This is a genomic window from Streptomyces sp. LX-29, assembly GCF_029541745.1.
Lineage (GTDB): Bacteria > Actinomycetota > Actinomycetes > Streptomycetales > Streptomycetaceae > Streptomyces.
The window spans coordinates 4,989,382-5,008,352 of record NZ_CP089746.1 but is presented as its reverse complement, the minus strand read 5'-3'; the positions used below and the strand labels follow the sequence as shown (position 1 = coordinate 5,008,352).

General features: G+C 72.1%; 17 protein-coding genes and 1 tRNA gene. 9 read left to right on the top strand and 9 right to left on the bottom strand.

The window, feature by feature from the left end:
- Nucleotides 1-32: 32 nt before the first annotated feature.
- The 8 genes from ehuB (at nucleotide 33) to LRS74_RS33655 (ending at nucleotide 6,090) form a co-directional block, all read left to right on the top strand.
- Nucleotides 33-965, top strand: coding sequence for an ectoine/hydroxyectoine ABC transporter substrate-binding protein EhuB (gene ehuB / locus LRS74_RS21600; RefSeq protein WP_277742542.1), 933 nt, complete (start codon nucleotides 33-35; stop codon nucleotides 963-965).
- Nucleotides 962-1,639: an ectoine/hydroxyectoine ABC transporter permease subunit EhuC gene (ehuC, locus tag LRS74_RS21595; RefSeq protein WP_277742541.1), complete on the top strand. Its 678-nt coding sequence runs from the start codon at nucleotides 962-964 to the stop codon at nucleotides 1,637-1,639. The genes ehuB and ehuC overlap by 4 nt, the downstream gene beginning before the upstream one ends.
- Nucleotides 1,636-2,286, top strand: coding sequence for an ectoine/hydroxyectoine ABC transporter permease subunit EhuD (ehuD, locus tag LRS74_RS21590; protein WP_277742540.1), 651 nt, complete (start codon nucleotides 1,636-1,638; stop codon nucleotides 2,284-2,286). Before ehuC ends, ehuD begins: the two co-directional genes overlap by 4 nt.
- A 61-nt stretch (nucleotides 2,287-2,347) precedes the next feature.
- Nucleotides 2,348-3,103, top strand: a complete 756-nt coding sequence (gene ehuA / locus LRS74_RS21585; protein WP_277744866.1) for an ectoine/hydroxyectoine ABC transporter ATP-binding protein EhuA — start codon at nucleotides 2,348-2,350, stop codon at nucleotides 3,101-3,103.
- Nucleotides 3,104-3,343: 240 nt separating this feature from the next.
- Nucleotides 3,344-4,105, top strand: coding sequence for an IclR family transcriptional regulator C-terminal domain-containing protein (locus LRS74_RS21580; RefSeq protein WP_277742539.1), 762 nt, complete (start codon nucleotides 3,344-3,346; stop codon nucleotides 4,103-4,105).
- 151 nt (nucleotides 4,106-4,256) lie between these two features.
- A tRNA-Lys gene (locus tag LRS74_RS21575) sits at nucleotides 4,257-4,330 on the top strand.
- A gap of 375 nt (nucleotides 4,331-4,705) precedes the next feature.
- Nucleotides 4,706-5,491, top strand: a complete 786-nt coding sequence (locus LRS74_RS21570) for an IclR family transcriptional regulator (protein ID WP_277742538.1) — start codon at nucleotides 4,706-4,708, stop codon at nucleotides 5,489-5,491.
- Nucleotides 5,492-5,727: 236 nt separating this feature from the next.
- Nucleotides 5,728-6,090, top strand: coding sequence for a helix-turn-helix transcriptional regulator (locus tag LRS74_RS33655; protein ID WP_347178151.1), 363 nt, complete (start codon nucleotides 5,728-5,730; stop codon nucleotides 6,088-6,090).
- Here LRS74_RS33655 and LRS74_RS21560 read toward each other — a convergent pair.
- Both LRS74_RS21560 and LRS74_RS21555 read right to left on the bottom strand, forming a co-directional pair.
- Complete coding sequence (locus LRS74_RS21560) at nucleotides 6,075-7,580, bottom strand: FAD-binding oxidoreductase (RefSeq protein ID WP_277742537.1); 1,506 nt, start codon at nucleotides 7,578-7,580, stop codon at nucleotides 6,075-6,077. The genes LRS74_RS33655 and LRS74_RS21560 overlap by 16 nt on opposite strands.
- Nucleotides 7,581-7,708: 128 nt before the next feature.
- On the bottom strand, nucleotides 7,709-9,496 hold the full coding sequence (locus LRS74_RS21555; protein WP_277742536.1) for a tryptophan 7-halogenase: 1,788 nt from the start codon (nucleotides 9,494-9,496) through the stop codon (nucleotides 7,709-7,711).
- Between the two features lie 235 nt (nucleotides 9,497-9,731).
- Between LRS74_RS21555 and LRS74_RS21550 the strand changes: the two genes are divergently transcribed.
- Nucleotides 9,732-10,580 carry an MOSC N-terminal beta barrel domain-containing protein gene (locus tag LRS74_RS21550; protein WP_277742535.1) on the top strand — a complete coding sequence of 283 codons (849 nt, stop codon included), beginning with the start codon at nucleotides 9,732-9,734 and terminating at the stop codon, nucleotides 10,578-10,580.
- Nucleotides 10,581-11,264: 684 nt separating this feature from the next.
- Here the strand turns inward: LRS74_RS21550 and LRS74_RS21545 are convergent.
- From LRS74_RS21545 to LRS74_RS21515, 7 genes are all read right to left on the bottom strand, one after another.
- Nucleotides 11,265-12,146, bottom strand: a complete 882-nt coding sequence (locus LRS74_RS21545; protein ID WP_144387216.1) for an alpha/beta fold hydrolase — start codon at nucleotides 12,144-12,146, stop codon at nucleotides 11,265-11,267.
- Between the two features lie 196 nt (nucleotides 12,147-12,342).
- Nucleotides 12,343-13,635 (bottom strand): cation:proton antiporter, encoded by a 1,293-nt coding sequence (locus LRS74_RS21540; RefSeq protein WP_277742534.1) that lies wholly within the window; start codon nucleotides 13,633-13,635, stop codon nucleotides 12,343-12,345.
- Nucleotides 13,636-13,694: 59 nt separating this feature from the next.
- A complete protein-coding gene (locus LRS74_RS21535) occupies nucleotides 13,695-14,972 on the bottom strand; it encodes an NAD(P)/FAD-dependent oxidoreductase (RefSeq protein ID WP_277742533.1) in 1,278 nt (425 codons plus the stop codon).
- Nucleotides 14,973-15,131: 159 nt separating this feature from the next.
- A complete protein-coding gene (locus LRS74_RS21530) occupies nucleotides 15,132-16,316 on the bottom strand; it encodes an acyl-CoA dehydrogenase family protein (RefSeq protein ID WP_277742532.1) in 1,185 nt (394 codons plus the stop codon).
- Nucleotides 16,317-16,336: 20 nt separating this feature from the next.
- Entirely contained in the window at nucleotides 16,337-17,659 is a 1,323-nt protein-coding gene (locus LRS74_RS21525; RefSeq protein WP_277742531.1) for an acyl-CoA dehydrogenase, read from the bottom strand.
- Nucleotides 17,643-18,671: a 4'-phosphopantetheinyl transferase superfamily protein gene (locus LRS74_RS21520; protein WP_277742530.1), complete on the bottom strand. Its 1,029-nt coding sequence runs from the start codon at nucleotides 18,669-18,671 to the stop codon at nucleotides 17,643-17,645. The genes LRS74_RS21525 and LRS74_RS21520 overlap by 17 nt, the downstream gene beginning before the upstream one ends.
- Before the next feature lie 9 nt (nucleotides 18,672-18,680).
- Nucleotides 18,681-18,941, bottom strand: a complete 261-nt coding sequence (locus LRS74_RS21515) for a phosphopantetheine-binding protein (RefSeq protein WP_277742529.1) — start codon at nucleotides 18,939-18,941, stop codon at nucleotides 18,681-18,683.
- Nucleotides 18,942-18,971 lie beyond the last annotated feature (30 nt).

Sequence of the window (18,971 nt, the reverse complement as noted above, 5' to 3'; positions counted from 1 at the left end):
TGTTTCCGGTGAAGTCGGGTAGCCGCGCGCCCATGGCTCGATCACGTGGCAGAGACAGAGGACGCGACACGGCGCACGGCATACGGGCGGGAATCCACCGCCGTTCCCTCCTGCTCGGCGGGGCGGCACTCGGGGCATGGGGCGCGGCCGGCTGCGGCCGGGTCTCCGGCGCCGACGCGAAGGACGGCGGAAACCTGCTGGAGCGGCTGCGGTCCCAGGGGACCGTGCGGCTGGGCATCGCGGGTGAGATCCCGTTCGGATACATCGACCGGGACGGCGAGTTCACCGGCGAGGCCCCGGAGATCGCCAAGGTCGTCTTCCAGCGGCTGGGCGTGGAACGGGTCCAGCCGGTGCCGACCGAGTTCGCCTCGCTCATCCCCGGACTGCGCGCCCAGCAGTTCGACGTGGTCTCGGCCGGGATGTACATCACCCCCGAGCGCTGCCAGCAGGTGATCTTCTCCGACCCCGACTACCGGATGCGCGACGCCTTCATCGTCGCCAGAGGCAACCCCAAGAACCTCCACGACTACCGCGACATCGTCAGGACCGGCGCCAAGCTGGCCAGCGGCACGGCGTACGCGCAGATCGGCTACGCGGTCGCCGCCGGGGTGAAGGAGAGCGAGATCACCGTGCTGCCCGACCAGTTGGCCGGACTGCTGGCGGTGGAGCAGGGCCGGGTGGACGTCTTCGCCGGCACCACGGTGACCGTGCACAACGTGGTCCGCCAGACCCACAGCGGCAAGGCGGAGGCGACCGAGCCGTTCCAGGCGACGGTCGACGGCAAGCCCGACATCGGCGCGGGGGGCTTCGCCTTCCGGCCGGCGGAGACCCGGCTGCGCGACGCCTTCAACAGCGAGCTGCGCGCGATGAAGAAGAGCGGCGAACTGCTGCGCGTGGTGCGGCCCTTCGGATTCACCGAGGCGGAGATGACCGATCTGACCGCCGAGGAGCTGTGCGCGTCATGACCGTGGGACTGTGGCAGCACTGGCTGCTGCCGGGTATCTGGATCACCGTCCAGCTGACGCTCTACAGCGCGGCCTTCGCGGCGGTCGTCGCCTTCGCCCTCGGCGTCGCGCGCACCTCCCGGCTGTGGATCGTGCGCTTCCTCGTCGGCTGCTACGTCGAGGTCTTCCGGGGCACCTCCGCGCTGGTGTTGATGTTCTGGCTGTTCTTCGTGATGCCGTTGAGCTTCGAGATGCAGCTGATGCCCATGTGGGCGGCGGTCCTGGCGCTCGGGCTGACCTACGGCGCCTACGGAGCGGAGATCGTGCGCGGCGCCATCGCCGCGGTGACCCCGGCGCAGCGGGAGGCGGCGATCGCGCTGAGCTTCACCCCGGCGCAGCGGATGCGCAGGGTGATCCTGCCGCAGGCCGTCCCGGAGATGATCCCGCCCTTCACCAACCTGCTGATCGAGCTGCTCAAGGCCACGGCGCTGGTCTCGGCGGTGAGCGTCGCCGACATCACCTTCGCCGCCCAGCTGTCCCGGCTGGCGACCGGCGAGAGCCTCCAGATCTACGCGATCGTGCTCGCCCTCTACTTCGCCCTGGCCTTCGTGCTCACCCGGCTGATGCGGCTGCTGGAGCGGCGGGCCAAGGCGGGTCTGGGCCGGTCGCCCGAGCCGTCCGGGGGTGCCCGATGAGCTGGGACTGGGGCGTCGCCCGCGACTTCCTCCCCGAGCTGCTGGACGGACTGCTGGTCACACTGGAGGCCACCGTCCTCGGCTCGATGCTCTCCTTCGCCCTGGGTCTGGTGTGGGCGGTGGCACTGCGCTCACCGCGTCGGCCGGTGCGCTGGCCGGTTCTGGGCGTCACGGAGTTCATCCGCAACACCCCGCTGCTGGTGCAGTTGTTCTTCTTCTACTACGTGCTGCCGACCTGGGGCGTCACCTTCTCCGCGCTGACCACCGGGGTGCTGGCGCTGGGCCTGCACTACTCCACGTACACCTCGGAGGTGTACCGGGCCGGGATCGACGCGGTGCCGGCCGGGCAGTGGGAGGCCGCCACCGCGCTGAACCTCTCCCCCGCCCGCACCTGGGGCGTGGTGATCCTGCCCCAGGCGGTGCGCCGCGTGGTGCCGGCGCTGGGCAACTACGTGATCGCGATGCTGAAGGACTCCCCGATGCTCGCGCTGATCGGCGTGGTCGACATGTTGCAGCAGGCGCGCTCCGAGGGCGCCTCGTCCTTCCAGTACATCGAGCCGTACACCATGACCGGCATCGCCTTCGTCCTCATCGCCTACCCGGCATCCCTTCTGCTGCGAGCCCTGGAGCGCCGTCTTGGCCACTGAACCGAAGAAGACCACCTTCCCCACCGACACGGCGGCAGCGGCGACGGCGGCCCCCGACGAGCTGATCCGCTTCGACCGGGTGACCAAGCGCTTCGGCGACACCACGGTCCTGGACGACCTGTGCTTCTCGGTGGCGCCCGGCCGCCATGTGACGTTGATCGGGCCCTCGGGCTCGGGCAAGACCACGATCCTGCGACTGCTGATGACGCTGCTGCGACCGGACGCCGGCACCATCAGCGTCGACGGCGCCCTCCTCACCCATGAGCGGCGCGGCGGCTCGCTGGTGCCGGCCGGCGAGAAGCACACCCGCGAGGTGCGGAAGAAGATCGGCATGGTCTTCCAGCAGTTCAACCTCTTCCCCCATATGCGGGTGCTGCGCAACGTCACCGAGGCCCCGGTGCACGTCCTGGGCCTGGACCGGGCGGAGGCCGAGGAGCGGGCGCGCGAGCTGCTGGACCTGGTGGGGCTCGGAGAGAAGTGCGACGCCTACCCGACCCAGCTGTCCGGCGGGCAGCAGCAGCGGGTGGCGATCGCGCGGGCCCTGGCGATGCGGCCGCGGGTGCTGCTGCTGGACGAGGTGACCTCGGCGCTGGACCCGGAACTGGTGGCCGGCGTGCTCGACGTGCTGCGGGACATCGCCCACACGACGGACATCACGATGGTGTGCGTGACCCACGAGATGAGCTTCGCGCGGGACATCTCGGACGAGGTTCTGATGTTCGACGCCGGCCGCGTGATCGAGTCCGGACCCCCGGAAAGGATCTTCAGCGAGCCGGAGCACGAGCGTACGCGGGAGTTCCTGAGCGCGGTGCTCTGAACCGACATGCCGGTCGATGGATGACGTTGGCATATGCCATGGGAGCGCGTTCCTGGTGACGACGGTGGAACGCGCCCCCAATATCGTCAACACCCGCTCCCGATGCCCCGGTTGACCGCTACCGTGATAGGCAGCCGTTCCGCAGGGAAGGTGCCCAGCACCGGGGTGAAGGCTGCCCCGGGGTCGTGACCTGCAGCAACGACGTTGTGGCAAGCGGTAACAACCTCGTAGGGGGAAACCGTGGCGCTCAAGCCAGAGCCGACCGCGCCGTTCCACTCGGTGCAGTACGCGCTGCGCGTCCTGGAGACGGTCTCCAGGCACGGCGGCGGTGTGACCGACGTCCAGATCGCCCGTGAAACCGGCCTGCCGGTCGGACACCTCGCCCATCTGCTCCGGATGCTGCATCGGGAGGGCTATGTGGAGCAGGTGACCGACGGCGCCTACGTCGTCGGCGAATCCCTCATCCTGCTCGGCACCAGCGGCCCCGACCGCCAGGCCGCCATCGAGAACAAGCTCCAGCGGACGCTGGACTCCCTGCGCGACTCCATTGGTGCGGCGATCTACGTCAGCCGCTATGTCGACGGCGAGATCAAGATCATGCAGTACGCGGACGGGCCGCGGACGCCGAAGGTCAACGAGTGGTTCGACTTCCGCTCGGCCGGTCACGCCATGGCGGTGGGCAAGTGTCTGCTCACTCAGCTCGACCACAACGGCCGCCGCGATCACCTCGCCCGCCACAAGACCGTGCGGCTGACCTCGCGCACCACCACCAACGAGAAGGTCCTCTTCAACAAGCTGGACAACCAGCCCGCCACCGTCCCCGTGCTCGACCTCCAGGAGTACGCGGTGGGCACGGTCTGCGCCGCGGTGCCGATCACCGCGGGCGAGTCGGTCGGCTGTCTGGCGCTCTCCCTGCCGGTGGAGCACGCGCACCGGCTGCGACACGCGGCGTACACCCTGAACCGGGAGGCGGCCCCGGTGCTGCTCTCGCTGACCCTGTGAGCGGCCCCTCTCTTGGGACGACGACCCTTCCCCCGGCCCGGCGGCGCCGCCGCACGGCCTCGGGGCCGCCCGGGGAGCCTGGTTTCCGGGGCCGGGACCGGGGTGGTCGGGGGCACCCCCGAGGACCAGGTAGTATTACTTCTGTCAGCAGGCGCCGCTAGCTCAGTTGGTTAGAGCAGCTGACTCTTAATCAGCGGGTCCGGGGTTCGAGTCCCTGGCGGCGCACACTGAAGAAAGTGGGCGTTCCCGATATGTCGGGAACGCCCACTTTTGCATGTGCCGCCTCGGTCGGGCTCCCCGCGCCGCATGCGCGCGCCCCATCTGCCTCCCGTGCCGCACATGCCGACGCTCCGCACATCCGCCGTGCCACATGCGCCCCAGGAGGCGTCGCATGCGCCGTCCAGCCATGGGCTTCACGTGCCCCGGCGCGCCGCGCCACCAGACCGCTCCCGGCCGCGCCCCCGATCCACCGCCCTCTTCACTCTCTTCTGTCGTGTCCTGGTCACGATCATCAGTACTCTCCACTTCCGTGGGGTACGTACGAACGGGGGATGCCGCATTCATGTGCCGCGTTCAGTAACTCCGAACAGGAGACAAGACATGACCCAGTCGGTGCAGTCCGTCCAGCGTGCGGTGCGCATTCTGCGAGAGCTCGCGAGCGCCGGCCCCCGGCTGGGGGTGACCGACCTCGCCGCCCGCGTCGACGCGGCGAAGCCGACCGTGCACGCGCTGCTGCGCACACTGGAGGCGGAGGGCCTGGTGGAGCGGGACGCCGAGACCAGCAAGTACCAGCTCGGGCCGGAGCTGGTCTTCCTGGGCAACGCCTACCTGGAGACGCAGACGCTGCGGACCAGATCGGTGGTGTGGGCGGAGGCGCTGGCCGCGCAGACCGGCGAGGCGGTGTGGGTGGGCGTGCTCACCGGGGAGCGGGTGCTGGTGGTGCACCACGCGCTGCGCCCGACCGGCGCCCTCCAACTGCCGGAGGCCGGGTCCTCCCTCCCCTGGCCGGCGTGCGCCCTCGGCAAGGCGATCGCCGCCTTCGCCCCCTGCCCGGAGCGGGAGCGGCTGCTGGCCGCGGCGCGGACCCGCCCCGCCGGCGCCGGCCCCACCGACCCCGCCGAGCTGGCCACCCAGCTGGACGTCGCCCGGGCCACCGGCTACGCCGTGGAGGACCAGGAGTCGGCGCTGGGCGAGGCGGGCATCGCCGCCCCGGTCTTCGACCGCTCGGGCGCGGCGGCCGGGGCGATCGGGCTGGTCGGCCCCCGGGAGCGACTCTTGGCGGAGGAGAGCCGGCAGCGCCTCGCGGTGGCCGTGCGGGATACCGCGCGCGCACTCTCCCGCGACCTGGGCGCACCCCGCGGCTGTGGTGCCCGACTGGCAGGATGAAGACAGGTCTACGCCTCTTCCGGGCCAACGGTGATACAAACCTTGACAGTTGGGATGTGACTCCGTAGCTTCCGAACGGAGTTCAGTCATAACGAATACTGTTTCGGGTCTGTATTTCGGCGCCCCACCCGGCTGCTCCAACTCCGACCCGGCCCGGGGCGCCGGAGCGGGGCAGCAGCCCTGGCCGAGCCCTCGGCGACACCGTGGGCCTCGGCGGCGACCGGGAAAGGCCTACCGTGAGTGTTTCCGCGCCCACCGCACGATTCTCCGACGTTCTCCGCGACTTCCGGCTCCAGATCGGTATGACCCAGAAGGAGCTCGCCGACTTCTCCACCCTCAGCGTCCGGGCCATCAGGGACCTGGAGCACGGACGCGTCAACCGTCCACGCAAGGAGACCATCCGGCTGCTCGCCAAGGCGCTCGGCCTGGACGGCTTACAGAGGGCGGCCTTCGAGGCCGTGGCCAGCCGCCGCCACCGCGGGGGTGGCGGCGGCATGGTGATCCTCGCCGTGGTGATGATGCCCGGGGCGGACGGTGCCGGGCCGGCGCTGGCCGGCCCGGCACCGGCCGTGGCCGCCTGCCCTCACAGCCGGCTGTAGCGGCCCGGGGCGATGATGTGGTCGGGGTCGAAGGCCGCCTTCAGCGCATCGGCTCCGGCCCACAGCTCCGGGTCCAGCTCCGCCAGCTGGCCCATGTTCTCGATGTCCACCCGATAGAAGCGGAAGCCCGCCTCGTACAGCTCGCGGTGGAGGGTGCGGACGCACCGCTGGGCGCGCCCCACCGCCTCCTCGTCGGTCCGGTCGAAGTAGACGTTGATCACCGACTCGGCACAGGTGGAGTCGATCGGGTTGAGCGCCACCGCGGCCACCAGGCCGTGGCGCGCGCAGACCCGCTCCACGATGCCCACCGCCTCGGTCACCTGCTCGCCCTCCAGCGGGAAGATCGGCAGGCAGGCCAGCATCCCGAAACGGGAGTGGTCCAGCTCGTCCAGCTCGGTGACCTCCCCCTCGATCCCGGACTCGCTACCCAGGGTGTGGTAGAGCCCCTCCATGAAGACCGTGTCGGGCTCGCCGGTGTGCAGCCGGTACATCCCGCGCACCATCGGATCGGCGTCCTCCGCGAACGCCGCCTCACGGTCCACGAAGGCGACCCGCGCCCCGCACTCCTCCAGCGCCGCGCGGATCTGCCCGCTGGTGAACTCCACCTGCGCCAGGCTGCCGTCGACCGCGCCGATGCCGGTCCACGTCGCCACCCGCTCCTCGCTGGTCATGGTGAGGATGCGCTTGTCGTTGAAGACATGCGTGATCCAGCGCAGCGTGCCGTCCTTGTAGAGCCCGGAGATCCGGTCCACGATCCGGGACAGCTCGGTCTCCGCGAAGGAGAACATGAGCATCCGGGTCTCCTCCTGGACCGGGATCAGATTCACCACGGCCGCGGTCATCAGCCCCAGCCCGGACTGGGTGAACAGCCCGTCCAGGTGCGGTCCGATGCCGTACCGGTAGTGGTGCGTCTCGCGCGGCTGCTTGGCCTCGGCCCAGAAGCCGGTGCGCAGCAACTCCCCGGTGCCCAGCACCACCTCGGCGCCGCGCAGGTCCTCGGTGCGGTGGTTACGGAAGCCCGTCCCCCGCTCCACCAGGTTGCCCACCACGCTGGAGTCGGGGGTGGAGCCGGTGACGTTGAGCTGGAGCCGCAGCCCGCGCTCCCGGAGGTACGCGCTCAGCCGGCGCTGGGTGACGCCCGGCTCGACGACCGCGTAGTGGTAGCGCTCGTCCACCTCGCGGATGGCGTCCAGCCGGCCGAGGTCGACCAGCGCGCAGCCGTCCCGGACCGGCATCTTGGAGCCCATCCCCCAGTTCCGCCCGGTGCTGTACGGGTAGAGCGGTACCCGGTGCTCGCGGGCGGCGCGCACGAGCGCCTGGACCTGTTCGGTCGTGCGCGGGGTGAGGACCGCCACCACCTGCCGGATGGGGAACCGGGAGGTGTTCTCCACGGTCCGGGCGATGGCCTGGGGATCGGTGACGACACCGTCCTCGCCCAGCGACCGGGTCCAGTCCGCGACGGCGGCGGCGACCTGTTCTGTTGCTGACACTGCTGGCACTGTCCTTTCCGGAGTCGGCGCCCGGGGGCCGGGCGGGGTGCTGCGCGCGGCCGCGCGCGGGGACGCCGCGGGCACACCGGTCGCCGGTGTGCCCGCGGGAAGCGCGCCGCCGCCGGGGATCAGTCGGCCTCTCGGGCCTCCAACATCCCCGCTCGCAGCAGCCGTCGGGCCAGCCGCTGTTGTGCGTCGGTCAGCAGCGCGGTCAGCTCGCGCCAGGGCTTGGGGCCCTCACCCAGCAGCTCCCACAGCTCGGCGCCGCCGTCCCGGCCCTCGACCGAGCGGATCTGGACGCGCTCCGGGTCCGCGGTGAAGAAGAAGCGGTGGCAGGCGATGGGCTCGGCCAGCGGCGAGCTCACCAGGTGCCCGTTGGCCACCGGATCCTTCCAGTACGTGGCGATGGCCGACTTGGCCTCCTCCGGGAACTCCAGGGGCTCGGGCGGGATGAACGCCTTGAAGCCGGGCACGTCCAGCCCCACGCTCGACCGCATCTCCACGCCGGCCGCCAGGGAGATCAGCGCCTCCTTGTCCGGCTCCGCGGCCGCCGCCAGCCCGTAGGCGCGCATGTACGGGCCCTCGTGCTCCAGGTCGTCCACCTTCCGGCTGCCCTTGCTGAGCACCTGGAGCAGATCCGGGGTGAAGGCGGTGTTCAGCAGCGCCTGGAAGGTCTGCTCGCGGTTGGCGGCGGCCTCGTCGGCGCCGCCGCGCGAGGACCAGTAGACGCTGTCCGGGTGGCTCTTGCCGATGGCGTGGTACCACTGGTCGATGGAGAGCGCGAAGGTCTCCGCCATGCCGTGCCACTCCGTGTCGTAGTCCCGCCACAGGCCGCGCTTGTCCTCCTCGGGCAGCGAGGACTCGGCGGTGTGCCGGAGCAGCGCGGCGGTGGCGGACGCCTGGGCGGCGGCGAAGGCCACGCCGGAGGAGAACAGCGGGTCCACGAAGTACGAGGCGTCGCCGAGCAGCACCCAGCGCTCGTCGAAGTCGGCGAACCGGTCGTTGATCATGGAGTAGTTGGTGGCGGTGAGCATCCGGTCGCTCATCACCGGCGTCACGTCCTGGATCAGGTCCTTGAGCATCGGCACCTGCTGGACCGTGCGCAGGAAGATCTCCGGGTCGGTGAAGTCCTTGCCCGGCTCCTTGAGGATCTCCGGCAGGGTCACCATGCCGATCGAGTGGGTGAGCTTCCGCTCCCCGTCGATGATCTTCGGCACCGGGATGTACCAGCACCAGCCGTCCTGGAAGGCGAAGCAGCCGATGGGCGAGAGGTTCTCCTCGCGGAAGACGTTCCAGTCGCCGGGCAGGGTCTGCGCGAACCGGCCGCCGGTGTAGTGCTGCCAGATGGCGATGTTGCGGTAGCCGGAGAGCCACTGCCGCTTCTTCTTGGCCACGATGCTGTTGCGGCGCCCGGAGGCGTCGACGAAATAGCCCGCGGAGATCTGCCGACCGTCCTTGAGCAGCACGTCGCAGCCGCCCTCGCGCGGGGTGCAGGAGGAGACCGACACCCCCTCGAAGACCTCGACGCCGGTGTCCTTGGCGTGGTCGAGCAGGATCTTGTCGAACTCGGAGCGGTTGACGTGCATCGCCCAGCGGTAGATCCCGTCCACCGCCCAGTTGGCGTGGTCGAAGAGGGCCACCGAGGGCCCGCTGGGGTCCCAGTTGAAGATTCCGCCGTACTTCTGGACCCAACAGTCGGAGGCCAGCACCTTGGGCAGCGCGCCGCTCTCCTCCAGCACCGGTATGAGCGGGTGCGCGAAGGACTCACCGATGTGCTCGCGCGGGAACTCCTCTTTCTCGATAATCGCGACGCTCAGGTCGCTGTCCCGCGCCAGCAGCGCGCCCAGCGTCGATCCACCCGGGCCACCGCCCATGATGACCACGTCGTAGTGCGCCTTGATTTCTTCGGTACTCACTCCCATGTCACTCCCCCGTTATGCGGTCCTACGTGCTGGGAAATCTACTGCGTGGGTCATCCCCCGACCGGCAGTAAATGCGGCAGTAAGAGCGGCAGTTATCGGGCCCTGAGACGGCCTTGACGACATACGGGAGAGCGCGGCCCAACCGTGGGCGGGCATACGGCGGTTGAACGTCCGCCGACCGAAGGGGCCACCTCGGTCGGCGCCCCTTACCCGGCTGTACAGTGGGGTGATGGTGAAAGTCGTCGATCTGATCTCCTACCCCATCAAGGGGTGTGCCGGAATTCCGCTCACCGAATCCCTGCTCACACCGGCGGGACTGGCATACGACCGCAGCTTCATGGTGGTCAGCGAGGACGGCGTCTTCCGCAGCCAGCGACGCGAGCCGCTCCTCGCGGTGGTGCGCCCCGAGATCAGTGCCGACGGCGAGCGGCTCACCCTGAACGCGCCGGGCATGACGCCGCTGCGGATCGCGGTGGACAGCCACTCCGCCCCGCGCGCGGTGGAGATGTTCGACAAGCCCTACCGGGGCATCGACCAGGGCCCGGACGCCGCCGCCTGGTTCTCCGAGCTGCTCGGCGCCCCGAGCCGGCTGGTGCGGGTGCCGCGGGACCACGGACGGGTCACCGACGGCTGGATCCCCGGCACCGCCGGCTACGCCGACAGCGGCGCGCTGCTCGTGCTCTCCCGCGCGAGCATGGACGAGCTCGACCGACGGCTCCGGGCGGCCGGCTCCCCCTCGCTGCCGATGGACCGCTTCCGGCCCAACGTGGTGGTCGACACCCGTTCCGCGGACCCCGTGGAACTCGCGGAGCCGCACTGGGAGGACCGGGCCCGCCGGGTCCTCGCCGGTAACGCCGAACTGGGCTACCTCAAGCTCGCCGTCCGCTGCGCCGTCACCATGGTCGACCAGACACGGGGCGTCAAGGCCGGCCCCGAGCCGCTGCGCACCCTCGCCCACTACCGCCGCACCGCGGCCGGCGGCATCGTCTTCGGCACGAAGTTCTCGGTCGTACGGCCGGGGAAGCTGGCCGTGGGCGACGAGGTGACGGTGACCGAATGGGGCGCCTCAGAGGCGTAGGGCGCCCGGGGGCGCGCCGTCTCGACGGGATGGCGCCGCGCCTTCCCGGGCGGAGCCCGGCCCTGTGCCCACGGTGCGAGTTCCGGGCGGAGCCCGGGACGAGCCCACCACGCCGGTTCCGGGCGGAGCCCGGAGGGCCCCCACCGCGTGTGGCGTCGGCACCGGTCAGGTGCCCCATCGGCCGGGGACCCCGGGGGCCACGCCCGGTTCGGCACCGCCGGGCTCCGGCGTCGTGGTGACGCGCCGTCGCGGCGGGATCAGGCGCCCGCCCTCGCCACGGGACCGGGCGAAGCCCGGAACGGCGGCTTCGGCGCCGTGGTGGCGGGGTCAGGTGCCGCCCCCCGGCCACGGGCCCCGGGCGAAGCCCGGACGCGCACGCACGGGTTGCGGGCGGAGCCCGGAGCGACCCCCACCGTGTGGGGCGACGCCCCATCTGCCACGGAACCCGGGCGGAGCCCGGGGCGGCGGCTTCGGGGCGGCGTGGCGGGGCAGGGGTCCGCTCCGCGTCACGGGGCCCACGCCGGGTGAATTGGCAGGTTGGTGACAGAGTCCTTCGGCTGGGGGCGCGCGTGCCGCAGGATGGAGCCATCAATTCCATGGGGCCCGCCGGCGCAGCGGGCTCCCTGGGCACGGTCTTGGTCTCCCCCGCGTAACGGGGGCGGGGGAGCCCAAGCGTGTCCCGTCTCAGCCCTTGAGGGTGCGCTGGAGGAAGTCCAGCACCGTCTCGGCGTAGACCTTCGGATGCGTCTTGATCCCCAGCAGATGCTCGGTGTCGGGCAGCTCGTGGACCTCCGCGCGCGGGAAGCGCTCGGCGAGGCCGCGCACCGCGGGCGCGGGGATGATGGAGTCCCGCTCGCCGGTCAGGAACAGCATGGGGGTGCTCTCGTACGCACCGGTCACCGGCGGGGGCCACTGCACCCGCAGCATGGCCGTGGCGACGGAGGAGAACACCTTCTCCAGCGTCCGCCCGGCGGAGCCGGTCCGCAGCGGGCGGGGCACCGGAAGTCCGCCCGCCGCGATGAAGTTGCGGAACAGCGGGCGCAGGTCGACCGCCGGGCCGCTGTCGAAGACCACCGCGTCGACAGGGCACTCGTCCGCCTTCCGCAGCATGTACAGCGAGGGGAAGGTGGAGATGGAGAAGCCGTAGACGGCGATCCGCGCGGTGGCGTGCTCCGGGCGGGCGCGCATGTGTCGGACGACCGCGACGACGTCCGCGGTGTGCCGGTCGCTCATCGACCAGCACGCACGGTCGGCGCCGCTCTTGCCGTGGTTGCGGTGGTCGAAGAGGGCGACGGTGTAGCCGGCGTCGTTGAGCAGCTTGGCCTGGGCGAGGCTGGCGGACTTGCTCAGCCCCAACCCGTGGCCCATCACCACCACCCGGCCCGGATCACCGGGGCAGAGCCACACATGGATGCCCCGGCCCGTGTCGCCGTTCAGCGGCACCACCACGTCGGAGCTGGTCAGACCCAGGTCGGCCGGCTTCTTGTGGTGGGGCCGACGGGGCGGGTGGTAGACGAGGTACGACAGGGCGGCCCCGTACAGCGGAGCCGCCGGGAGCGCCGCCATCGACGCCAGCTTTGTCCGAACCCCCGGTTTCGCCATGTCCTTGAGCCCCCAGAGAGTTGAGCGCGGTCGTGCGTGATCGTAGTCGCGCCGTCACAGCACGCGTATCCGCCGCGGCGAGATCGTGGCCTACGTCACCTCCCGCCCGGCCCGTCACCCGCCCCGCACGACCGGCTCGCCCCCGGCCCGTGAACGGCCGCTACCGCGCGGCGCGCTCCGCCCGGGCCTCGCGCCGCTCACGCCGGCTGGGCCGGCTGAGCACGTCGAGCTCCCGCTGGACCAGCCGGTCCGGGTAGATGGCCTGGAGCAGCGGACCGGCCATGGCGGTGGTGACCACGGCCATGACCACCATCAGGGAGTACAGGCTCTGGTCCAGGACGCCCAGTTGGAGCCCCACGCTGAGGATGATCAGCTCGGTGAGCCCGCGGGTGTTCATCAGGGCGCCGAGCGCCGCGGCCTGCCGCTGGGCCACCCCATGGGCCCGTGCCGCCAGGTACGCGCCGCAGAACTTGCCGCCGATGGCCACCAGCAGGATCAGCGCCAGCTCGCCCAGTCGACCGGCGTCCAGGCCGGACAGGTCGACCTTGAGCCCGGCGACGACGAAGAAGACCGGCAGCAGCAGGACGGTGCTGATCTGGCCGAGCCCCTCCACCACCGCGCGGTGCGCCCACTCGAAGCTGTCGCGCGGGATGACGGCGCCGAAGAGGAACGCGCCGAAGATGAAGTGCAGGCCCATCCACTCGGTCGCCGCGGCGGAGGCCAGCAGGCCCGCCAGCGCCACCGCCAGCACCCGCGCCCGGGCGTGCTCCTCGCCCGTCCCCGGCTTCCCCCGCGCCATCAGCCGGCGCAGCAGCGGCGGCACGACGGTGACCATGGCCGCGACGTAGGGCAGCACCAGCAGGATCCGCCACTGCTCGGCGTCGGCGCCGATCACCGTGACCACGACCGCCAGCAGCGACCAGGCCAGCACGTCGTCGATGGTCGCGCAGGCCAGCGCGAGGCCGCCGAGCGCGGTGCGGTGCAGGCCCCGGTCGGTGAGGATGCGGGCCAGCACCGGGAACGCCGTGATCGACATGGCCGCGCCCATGAACAGCACGAAGCCCAGGTCGTCCGGGCTCTGGTGGCGGTCGACCAGGTACAGCGCCAGCAGCAGGCCGAGTGAGAACGGCAGCGCGATCGAGGTGAGGGAGACGCTGGCGGCGATCCGGCCGCGGTTGCGCAGCAGGGTGCGGTCGACCTCCAGGCCGACGACGAACATGAAGACCGCGACGCCGACCTGCGCCAGGGCCGAGAGGAAGGGACGCGCCTCGGCGGGGAAGAGGTTGTCGGCTATCCAGCCGTCGAAGAGGGTGGGGCCGACCAGGATGCCGGCGAACACCTCGCCGATCACCGCCGGTTGTTTCAGCCGTCGCGCCGCCGCGCCGAAGACGCGCGCCAGAACGACGATTAACGCCAGATCCAAGAGCAGCGTGACGATCAGATGACTGTCCATGTGCTATCAACCCCCGTGTCGGTAAAAGCGACTTCGCCGCGGTGACCCAGACATGACACTCAACCGCTGTAGAACGGGCACTTCCGGACGCGCTCGAAGGGAGCGAACGTGTCCCATCGGGATTCCCCGCGCAGCAGCTCGTTCAGCGGATTGCCGTCGGTCCAGAAATCCCCACTGACGAGCCGTACGAACCACGTGTTGTCGATGACCGCGCCCTCTATCTCCATTCCCATGGATTTCAGGAAGGAGCGCAGGCTGTAGGTGTGGTCGTAGTAGGCGTGGATGAGCCGGGCGTACATGTCGTAGCCGGTCTTGTAGAAGGACGCGTACGCCTCCTGGGCCGGCGCGGCCTCCTCCGGGGCGTCCAGCAGCCGGTGCACCGCCTCGGCGGCGGCCTTGCCGGTGGTCATGGCGAGGAACGCGCCGGCGGAGAAGATCGGGTCGAAGAAGGCGGCGGCGTCGCCGGCCAGGAACCAGCCGGGCCCGGCGACCGTGTCCGCGTAGTAGTTGTAGTCCGTCTCCACGCGCAGCTCGGGTCCCGGCTCGGCGCCCGTGACGCGCCGCGCGATGCGGGCGACGCGCGCCAGGTGGCGGTCGTAGAGCTCCTCGGGCGTGCCGGAGGCGAAGACCTCGCGCGGCATCACGGCACCCACGCTGAGCGTGTCCCGGTGGATCGGGATGGCCCACAGCCAGCCGTCCTTGTGGTTGCCGATCTGGATGTCGCCCTCGTGTCCGGGGTTGTGCTCCTCCCGTACGCCGGTGAAGTGGCGGAAGACGGCGACCATGCGGCGGTCGGGCAGCGGGCGGCGCAGCCGGAAGGTCTGTGCGATCTTGCTGGCGCGGCCGCCGCAGTCGATGACGTACGGGGCGCGGACGGTGTGGGTGCGGCCGGCGTGCCGGTAGCTCACCCCGGTCACCCGCTCGCCCTCGCGGAGCAGCTCGCCGACCGTGGCCTCCTCCACCAGCGTGGCGCCGCGCTCACGGGCGACCCGGGCCAGCGTGTGGTCGAAGCTCGCCCGCTCCACCTGGTACGCCGCGTGGTGGCGATCGGGCCCCTGGGCGGTGAAGGACAGCCGGCCGAACCGGCCGAGGGAGCCCCCGCAGAACTCCGCCCCGTGCTTGTCGACGTACCCCTGGGCCGCCAGGTGGTCGGCGATGCCCAACTGCTCGAACAGCGCCATGTTGTACGGCAGCAGGGACTCGCCTATGTGGAAGCGGGGCAGCGTGCGGCGCTCCAGCAGCAGCACCGAACGACCGGCCCCGGCCAGCACCGTGGCGGCGACGGAACCCGCGGGCCCGGCGCCGATCACCACCGCGTCCACCGTGTCCGGGTGCATCGATCCCTCCCTCGTCCTCGATCTCTCGGTTTCTCGATCTCTCGGTTTCTCGCGTTTCCGGGTCTCAGCGCTCGGTGCCCGGTGCTCGCCGGGTCCGCCCCGCCTGCCTCGCGCTCGACCTGTCGTGCCCGGCGGGGCTCGGGTGTTCGCCGACGACCGTCACCAGTCGAGGGAGTCGACGTCGCGCAGGTTGACCCCCAGCGCGGCCTTCCCGAGGTACTCCAGGCACTCGTCCGGCTTGGCAGGCATCACCAGCGCGAAGCTCGACTCGCGCAGCAGCCGCTCCACCGGCCGCGCCCGCCCCAGCGCCGAGGCGCCGCAGATCCGCACCGCGGCCAGCGCCAGCCGTGGAGCCAGCTCGCCGACCGTGTACTTGGCGGCGTGCACGGACGCGTTCGCCTCGGTCGAGCCACGCCGTGCGACGACCAGCTCGCCCGCGGCGTAGACCAGCGCGCGGGCGGCCCGCAGCTCGGCGGACAGTCGCCCCACCTCGTGCCGGACCACCGGCGAGTCCCGGTGCCGCGCGCTGCCGCGCACGAAGTCGACGACGTGGTCGAACAGCGCCTGCGCGATCCCCAGGTACACCCCGGTGTAGCCGGCCACCATCCAGTGCGGCTCGCGCACCAGCTTGTACAGCGACATGCCCTCCACGCCCAGGAAGAGCCGGGAGCGCGGCAGCCGCACGCCGTCCAGGACCAGGCCGCCGGTGCGGGTCCCGTTCATCGCCGCGCCCTCCCACAGCTCCCCGAAGCGCACCCCGGGGTCGTCGGCGGCGACCACGAAGTGCGAGACCTCGTCCGCCCCCTCCCGCGCGGCCGCGGCGACCACGAAGTAGTCGGCCAGGCCCGACAGCGAGACGAAGGACTTGGTGCCGTCCAGGACGTAACCGTCGCCGTCCGCGCGGTAGGTGGTGCGCAGGGCGCGCAGTTTGGCGCCGGTGCCGGGTTCGGAGACCGCCGAGGCGAACAGCGCGCGGCCCTCCGTCACCTCCGTGAACACCCAGTGCCGGAACTCCTCGGCGCCGGCCGGCAGCGGGGTGTCGGCCGACTCGCAGAGGGCCCCGATGGCCACGTTGTGCATGTTGAAGCCGAGCGCGGTGGCGGCGTCCCGCGCGGCCAGCGTCTCCAGCACCCTGGTGTAGCCCGCGAAGTCCAGTCCGGCGCCGCCGGCCGCGCGGGGCACCAGCAGCGCCGGCAGCCCGGCCTCCCGCAGCTCCCGGTATCCGGGCTCGCTGGGCTCGGTGCCGGCGTCCACCGCGGCCGCCCGCGCGGCGAGCCGGTCGCCGACCTCGGCGGTCAGCTCCAGGATGTCCGCCAGCGTCTCCGGCAGTACGGTCGCCCTCATCGCCCCCCGGTCTCCCCGCATCAGCTCGGCACCGGCAGGCCGAGCTGGCGCGCCACGGTGATCCGGAGCAGGTCGTTGGGGCCGGCGTAGCTGCTGCCGGCCATCGGCCCGGCCAGGTCCACCGCCAGCTCGTCGTCGCGCAGGAACGCCCGCACCCCGCCGAGCTGGGCCGCGTGCCGGGCGAACGCCTGGTGGTCCTCGGTGACCGAGATCTTGATCAGCGCCGCCTCGTCGGCGACCTGCCGCACGGACACCCCGGCGTCCAGCCGGGCGGCGACCCCGTAGAGCAGCTTCCGCGAGCGGTACAGCGCCAGCGCCATCTCGCAGATCCGGCCCGCCACCAGGTGGCTGGCCGCCATCCGACGGCCGAAGTGTTCGCGCGACTTGGCCCACTCCAGGGTGCGGTCCAGGGTGCGGCGCATGGGGCCCAGGGCGTGGCCGAGCAGCAGCGCCCGCTCCCAGGTGGTGGTGGCGGTGAGCACCGCCAGACCCGCGCCCTCCTCGCCCACCCGGGCCTCGGCGGCCACCCGCACCCCGTCCAGCCGCAGCCCGCCCATGGGGACCCCGGTCAGCGCGGTCTTGTGCACCGGCTCGCCGCGTACGACACCGGGGGCGGCGGTGTCGACCAGGAAGGCGGACAGGGCGAAGGGCGAGCGGCCCTCGCCGGTGCGGGCGAAGACCAGGGCGGTGTCGGCGACCGGCGCCGCCGTCACGAACCGCTTCTCGCCGCGCAGCACATACGAGCCGTCCGGCCGGCGCTCGGCCCGCGTGGTCATCGACAACGGGTCACTGCCGCCGCCCGCCTCGGTCAGCGCGTGGCACAGCAGCCGGTCGCCTTCGGCCGCCCCCGCGAGCGCGGCCCGCTGCTCCGCGGTGAGCCACGGCCGCAGCGGGAACTGCATCCCGAACGCCTGCGAGGTCAGGGCGTAACACAGTCCGATGTCCACCCCGGCCAGCCCCAGGCCCTCGAGGGCGGCGAGGGTGCCGGCGACCTCCCCGTAGGGCGCGGCGGCCCCCGCAGCGGGGCCGTCCGGCCGGTCCAGGCCGTCCGGCTGGTCCGGGCCGTCCGGCTGGTCCGGGCCGGACTCCGTCGGGGGTGGGGCGGGTTCCCCCGGGGTCGGGGCGGGCATCCCGGGTTCCGGCGGGGTCAGCGGCGGCAGCACGCCCAGCACCGCCATCCGGCGCCAGCGGGCGCGTATCTCGTGCGCGCCGGGGGCCCGTTCCCCGGAGTCCGGCCCGCCCGCCCCCTGCTCGTCGCGTCCCGCGCGGAGCGCGGACCGCGCGGCGGCCGCGTAGGAGGCGACCCGGGCCTCCAGGGCGGGGTGTTCACTGAAGAGCGCCACGCGCGTCTCCACTGGCGGCGGCATCGGCCTCGACGTCGGCGAGGACGTCCTCCACGGCCTCCCACAGGGCGCGCGGGGAGGTGAAGCTGGCGGCGACGATGCGGGTCTCGGGGAAGGGCACGCCGGTGGCCGCCTCCACGGCGGCGACTATTTTCATGATCGCCATGGAGTCCAGCATCCCGGTGGCCAGCAGCGCGGTGTCCGGCGTGATCGGCTGAGGCGTCTCGTCCGCCTCCCAGGCGATGCACGACTCGATGAGCGTGCAGAGGTCTTCCACGGTGTTCATGCGCGGTTCCTGACGGAGTGAGGCGGACGGTGGGGTGCGGAGCACGGCCAGGCAGGCGGCGTAGCCCACGGCGGGGGTGAGCATGCGCGCGCCGTGTCGCCCGGGTGCGGGCGGCGGCCACCGCATGCCCCGGGCCCCGGCCCCGCGGGCCTTGGCCAGCGCCTCGCGGCGGGTCCAGATGCGGTACCACTCGCCGAGCCCGCGCTCCTCGTGCCCCGCGCAGCGGGCCAGCCGACGCCGCTCCTCGGTGGAGAAGTAGCGGGCCGCCAACCGGTCGGCGCAGGGGCGCGGGTGCAGCCGCTCCACGTCCACCCCGACCCGGGCGTGGGCGCTGCCGGTCAGCGCCAACAACACCAGTCCGTCGGAGTGGGAGAGGTTGAAGTCGCCCACCCGGGCCTCGGTGCGGCGCAGGGTGGCCAGCCGACGGTCGGTGGCCAGATAGGGCCGACCGGCCGGATCCTCGGCCAGCGCCACCTCCGCCGGGCGCACCCCGAGCCGGGCGGCGAGCACCCGCCGGGCCAGCGCCCGGCCGGCCACGAACTCATGGCGCCGCAACGGCTCGCCGAAGGACAGCGCCCGTGCGTGCTCCGGGGCCGACAGACACGCCAGGGCCGCGTCGGTCAGCCGGCGGGGCACCGGCGCCGTCCACACCTCCACCTCCGCGCCGACGAGTCGGTACCGGCCGTGCAGCCGCCCCTCCTCCTCGCGGACCATCGACTCCCCCACCGTGCCCGCCTATTCCGCGCCCACGCCGCAGAGCCGGCGCACCAGGGTCTCGATGTCGGCGACGGTGGCGAGTTCGCCCGCCTCGTCCTCGTCGATGGCCTCCAGCTCGAACTCGGCCTCCAGCGCGAGCGCGAGCTCCAGGAAGGCGACCGAGTCGTACCCCAGGTCGTCGGACAGGCGGTCGCTGTCCCGTACGGTGCGCGCCCCCAGCGGACACATCTCGCCGATGATCTCCCGGATCCTGGCGTCGAGCGCCTCAGCGGCTCCCATGCGTTGCGCTCCTTAACAAGAGTTCCCCGC